Source organism: Mycobacterium sp., assembly GCF_050701675.1.
In the GTDB taxonomy this organism is placed as follows: Bacteria; Actinomycetota; Actinomycetes; order Mycobacteriales; family Mycobacteriaceae; genus Mycobacterium.
The window spans coordinates 1-4,717 of sequence record NZ_JBOGDD010000534.1; the positions used below are offsets into that span (position 1 = coordinate 1).

The following is a 4,717-nucleotide window of genomic DNA, read 5'->3' on the forward strand; positions in this document are numbered from 1 at the left end:
TTGCATAACAGTCCGGTCCCGCGAGCGAACCAATACCAGATCACCCCCCGGATTCACAGGATTGACCGGTGGAATGAACGGGTGTGTCGCCAGTCAACCTCAGACGTCTCGATCGCTGGGTTCTGCGCGCCCGAATTCGAGGCGGTCCGCGAGCAGTTCGCACACAACTTCACCGACCGCGGTGAGATCGGCGCCGCAGTGGCGGCGTGGGCCGACGGCGAACTCGTCGTCGACCTGTGGGGCGGATCGCAGGATGCCGCCGGTGAGCGGCCATGGCGGCAGGACACCTTGGCCAGTGTCTTCTCGGGGTCCAAGGGCCTGACCGCCACGTGCATCCACCTGCTGGCCGAACGCGGACAGATCGACCTGCACCAGCCCGTCGCCGCGTACTGGCCGGAGTTCGCGCAGGCGGGCAAGGGCGCCATCACCGTCGCCATGGTGATGGCCCACCGCTCCGGGGTCATCGGCCCGCAGCGCCGTCTCGAACCCGACGAGGTGTTGGACTGGGACCGCGTCTGCGCGAAACTCGCTGCGGCAGAACCCTGGTGGACTCCCGGGACGGCTCAGGGCTACCACATGGTCACCTTCGGATTCATCCTCGGCGAGCTGCTGCGCCGCGTGACCGGCCACACCGTCGGCGCCTTCCTGCGCGAGCACATCGCCGGGCCGCTGTCGGCGGACCTGTTCATCGGGTTGCCCGCTCACGAACACGCCCGCTGCGCGGACATGATCGGCAAGCCACACATTCGCGACGTCCTTGCCGAAGGGGGCGCACCCGAGGATCCGACGTCGCTGTCCGAGCACAGCAAGGCGGGGCTGGCCGTCGCCATGAGCTTCATCCCCGACGACGCACTGGGCTCGCAGACGATCGACCGTTGGCGCTCGGCGGAGTTCCCCTCGACCAACGCCCACGTATCCGCGCTCGGCATGGCCACGTTCTACAACGCGATCGCCCAGGAGAAGCTGCTCAGCCTGGACCTGATGAACCTCTGCCGGGAATCCCAGGGTGGCACGGCGACCGACGTGGTGCTGGGACCACGCGTCGCCGATCACGGCTGGGGCCTTGGCTACATGCTCAACCAGCGCTGCATCGCGGGCCCCAACCCGCGGATCTTCGGCCACGGTGGTTCCGGCGGCTCATACGCGTTCGCCGATCTCGAACACCGCATCGGCTACGCCTACGTGATGAACAAGTTCGACGCGACCAAGGCGAACGCCGACCCGCGCAGCGTCGCCCTTTCGGATCAGATCTACGCGGCCCTGGACGTCAAGGCGGCATGAGGCTGACGCTCCTCGACGACGCGGCCATACCCGCGCCGGTTGACCAGTACAGGTGGACCCCGCGCGTCGTCGTGCAGCTGGCGGTCCTTTCGGTCGCCGCGTACGTGTACGCCGTCGCCGAGATGGCTCCCATCGGCGCCATGCCCGCGATCGCGGCGGATCTGCACGTCGGCGAGGCCCGGGTCGGAATGCTCACCGCCGCTTACGCCTTCATCAGCATCGTGGTCACCGTGCCACTGGTCCGGTGGACGGCTCGGTGGCCAAGGCGCCGCGTCTTCGTCCTGACCCTGGCGTGCCTGACCGTCGCGCAGGCGCTCTCGGCCGTTGCGCCGGGGTTGGGGTGGCTTGCGGCCAGCCGGGTGCTGTGCGCGCTCACCCACGGGCTGATGTGGGCGATCATCGTGCCGATCGGGGCCCGCCTGGTCCCGGCGACGCACGTCGGCCGGGCGACGACGGCGGTGTACGTCGGGTCGGCGGCCGCGCTGGTGGTCGGCATCCCACTCACCAGCGCGATGAGTCAGGAGTGGGGATGGCGGCCCACCGTCGCCGCGCTGGCGGTCGCCGCGGGCGCCGTCACGCTGGTGGCTCGAATGGTGTTGCCCGCCATGGCCGTCAGCGACGTCGTCGTCAGCGCGCCTCGAAAAGCGCTGCCCTACCGCAACGGACGACTGCTGGTGCTGTGCGTGCTGACGTTGATCGGGGTGACGGCCCACTTCGTCTCGTACACGTTCATCGTCCCGATCATCAGGAACGTCGTCGGCGTCGGGACTGGGCCGCAGGCCTGGGTGCTTGTCGGTTACGGGGTGGCTGGCCTGGTGGCACTTGCGGCGATGGCACGCGCGACGGATCGTCGGCTTCTCGCGGCCGTGGCAGGCTGCGTGGGCGTTCTCGGCCTGACGTTCTGGCTGTTGAGCGCACTGTCGGTGCTCGACACCGGCGCCGCCGGGGCGGTTCTTGGCATCGGCGCGATCGTGGTCTGGGGCGCGGCCTCCGCGGTCCTGCCGCCGATGCTACAGTCGGCCGCCATCCGCACCTCACCGGAAGAGGCGGCTCGAGCGTCGGCGCTCTACGTGACCGCGTTCCAGGTCGGCATCCTGTCGGGGTCGGTCGTCGGAGGACTGGTCTACGAGCACGTCGGCGTCGCGGCGGTCGTGACCACGACGGCGGTCCTGTTCGGCGTCACGATGGTTGGCGTGCTCGCGGGCCGTGACGCATTCCGTTCTGGGGACTGATGTCAGCCGCTCTTCTGTGTGAGTGCTAGGAGGGTCACAGACAGCGGGCGTACCGTCCGAAAACGATGGGACCACCGATCGCGGGAAGGGCCACGATGACGCGAACTGATGACGACACCTGGGACATCACCGAGAGCGTGGGAGCCACGGCTCTGACCGTGGCGGCCGCGCGTGCTGCCGAAACCGAAGGTGCCCGACCCCTGTTTCGCGACCCCTTCGCCCGCGTCTTCCTCGACGCCGCCGGTGAGGGGATGTGGAGCTTGTTCGATCGCTCGGCGGCGGCCGGCGTGGATCCCGAACTGGGGGAGCGGATGCAGGCGTTGCAGGACTTCGTCGCCGCCCGTACGGCCTACATCGACGACTTCTTCGCCGCGGCGGCCGATGCGGGAATCCGTCAGGTGGTGATCCTGGCGTCGGGTCTCGACGCCAGGGCGTGGCGCCTGGCCTGGCCCGACGGCACCCGCGTGTACGAACTCGACCAGCCCAAGGTGCTCGACTTCAAGTCCTCGACGCTGCGCGAGCACGGCGCCGCGCCGACGGTCGAACGGATCGAGGTGCCCGTCGACCTGCGCCACGATTGGCCGATGGCGCTGCGGCAGAACGGCTTCGATCCGCAGGCGCCGACGGCCTGGTCGGTCGAAGGGCTGTTGCGGTATCTGCCTGCTCACGCCCAGGATGTGCTCTTCGAGCGCATCCACTCGATGAGCGCCCCCGGGAGCCGGATCGTCGTCAATGCGCCCACCGACGATGCGCTGGATCCGAAACGTCTGGCGCGCGAACGGGAGCTGACCCAGCGGCTTCGGGACGCGCTGGGCACGCGGGTCGCGATCCCGCCCCCCAACGTCGACGAGTTGTCGTACGCCGAGAAACGCACCGACGTCACCGAGTGGCTCGCCGAGCACGGCTGGGAGGCATCGGCGACGACGGTGCCGGAGGCGGTCGCTCACTACGGCCGGGGCACTGCCGACACGGATGAGAACGGCTCCGTACCAAGCACATTGATATCAGGGCGACGACTGAAGTAGCCGCCCCGGTCGACATCTAGGAGGAATCGTGAAAGTCGTTGGACTGGAGGAGCACTACGTCACGCCCGGGGTCGTCGACGCGTGGAACTCGCTCGACGCGCGGTGGCAGGACCCCGCGACGGCCGGGTCGGCGGGCGGTGACACCGGCCGCAGACTCCTGGCCCTTGGGGGGGAACGCCTTGCGGTGATGGACGACGCGGGTATCGACACCCAGGTGCTGTCGCTGACCACACCGGGTCTGTGGAACCTGGACGCGGCCGCAGGCGTCTCATTGCAGAGCTCGTGCAACGACACCCTCGCCGACGCGGTGCGTGAAAAGCCCGACCGCCTGCGCGGATTCGCAACGCTGGCGCTACAGGACCCGAACGCCGCGGCGACGGAACTGCAGCGCGCGGTGAAGGACCTCGACTTCGACGGTGCGCTGATCTTCAGTCGCGTGCGCGACAAGAGCATCGACCACACCGACTTCTGGCCGCTGTTCGAGGCGGCCGAAGCGCTCGGCGCCCCGCTGTACCTGCACCCACAGTCGCCGCCGGCCGGAGTACGCGCCGGGTACTACAACGGCTTCGGCGACGTCGTCGACGCGGCGTTCGCGACCCACGGCGTCGGCTGGCACTACGACGCGGGAGTGCAGCTGCTGCGCCTGATCCTGGCCGGAGTCTTCGACAGGTTCCCCGGACTGCAGGTGATCATGGGTCACTGGGGCGAAATGGTGCCGTTCTACCTGGAGAGAATCGACCGGATGACTCCCGTCGCCGGGCTGCAGAAAAGCATCACCGAGTACGTCACCTCCAACGTCCACCTCACCCCAGGCGGCGTCTTCAGCCAGCGATACCTGCGATGGGCGCTGGAAGTCGTCGGCGCGGAACGGATCATGTTCGCCGCCGACTATCCCTTCGTCCCCACCGGCGGTGGGGTGGCGCGAAGGTTCCTCGAGGACGCCGACGTCACCGACGCGCAACGCGAGGCGATCGCGTCGGGCAACTGGGAGCGGCTGCGGGCCGGGATCCGGCGCTGACGGCGGGTGGCTTCAAAGCGCCACGCCATCCCGCCCTCGTCACCGGTCCCGACTTCTCGCCATTCACTGCGCGGTCGTGCCGTACGCCTTCTTGAGCAGGGCGACGTACTCCTTCGGCGAATGCATGATCTTCGTGACGATGTCGGCGACCTCGCCCCCGG

General features: G+C 68.8%; 4 protein-coding genes. All 4 read left to right on the top strand.

From position 1 onward, the window contains the following. Positions 1-81: 81 nt before the first annotated feature. The 4 genes from ACRDUX_RS16090 to ACRDUX_RS16105 all read left to right on the top strand — a co-directional run bounded on the left by ACRDUX_RS16090 (position 82) and on the right by ACRDUX_RS16105 (position 4,556). Entirely contained in the window at positions 82-1,281 is a 1,200-nt protein-coding gene (locus tag ACRDUX_RS16090) for a serine hydrolase domain-containing protein (protein WP_526415013.1), read from the top strand. Further along, complete coding sequence (locus ACRDUX_RS16095; RefSeq protein WP_526415014.1) at positions 1,278-2,513, top strand: MFS transporter; 1,236 nt, start codon at positions 1,278-1,280, stop codon at positions 2,511-2,513. Before ACRDUX_RS16090 ends, ACRDUX_RS16095 begins: the two co-directional genes overlap by 4 nt. A 95-nt stretch (positions 2,514-2,608) precedes the next feature. Beyond that, positions 2,609-3,538, top strand: coding sequence for an SAM-dependent methyltransferase (locus tag ACRDUX_RS16100; protein ID WP_526415015.1), 930 nt, complete (start codon positions 2,609-2,611; stop codon positions 3,536-3,538). 28 nt (positions 3,539-3,566) lie between these two features. Further along, positions 3,567-4,556 (top strand): amidohydrolase family protein, encoded by a 990-nt coding sequence (locus ACRDUX_RS16105; RefSeq protein ID WP_526415016.1) that lies wholly within the window; start codon positions 3,567-3,569, stop codon positions 4,554-4,556. The last annotated feature ends 161 nt before the right edge of the window (positions 4,557-4,717 follow it).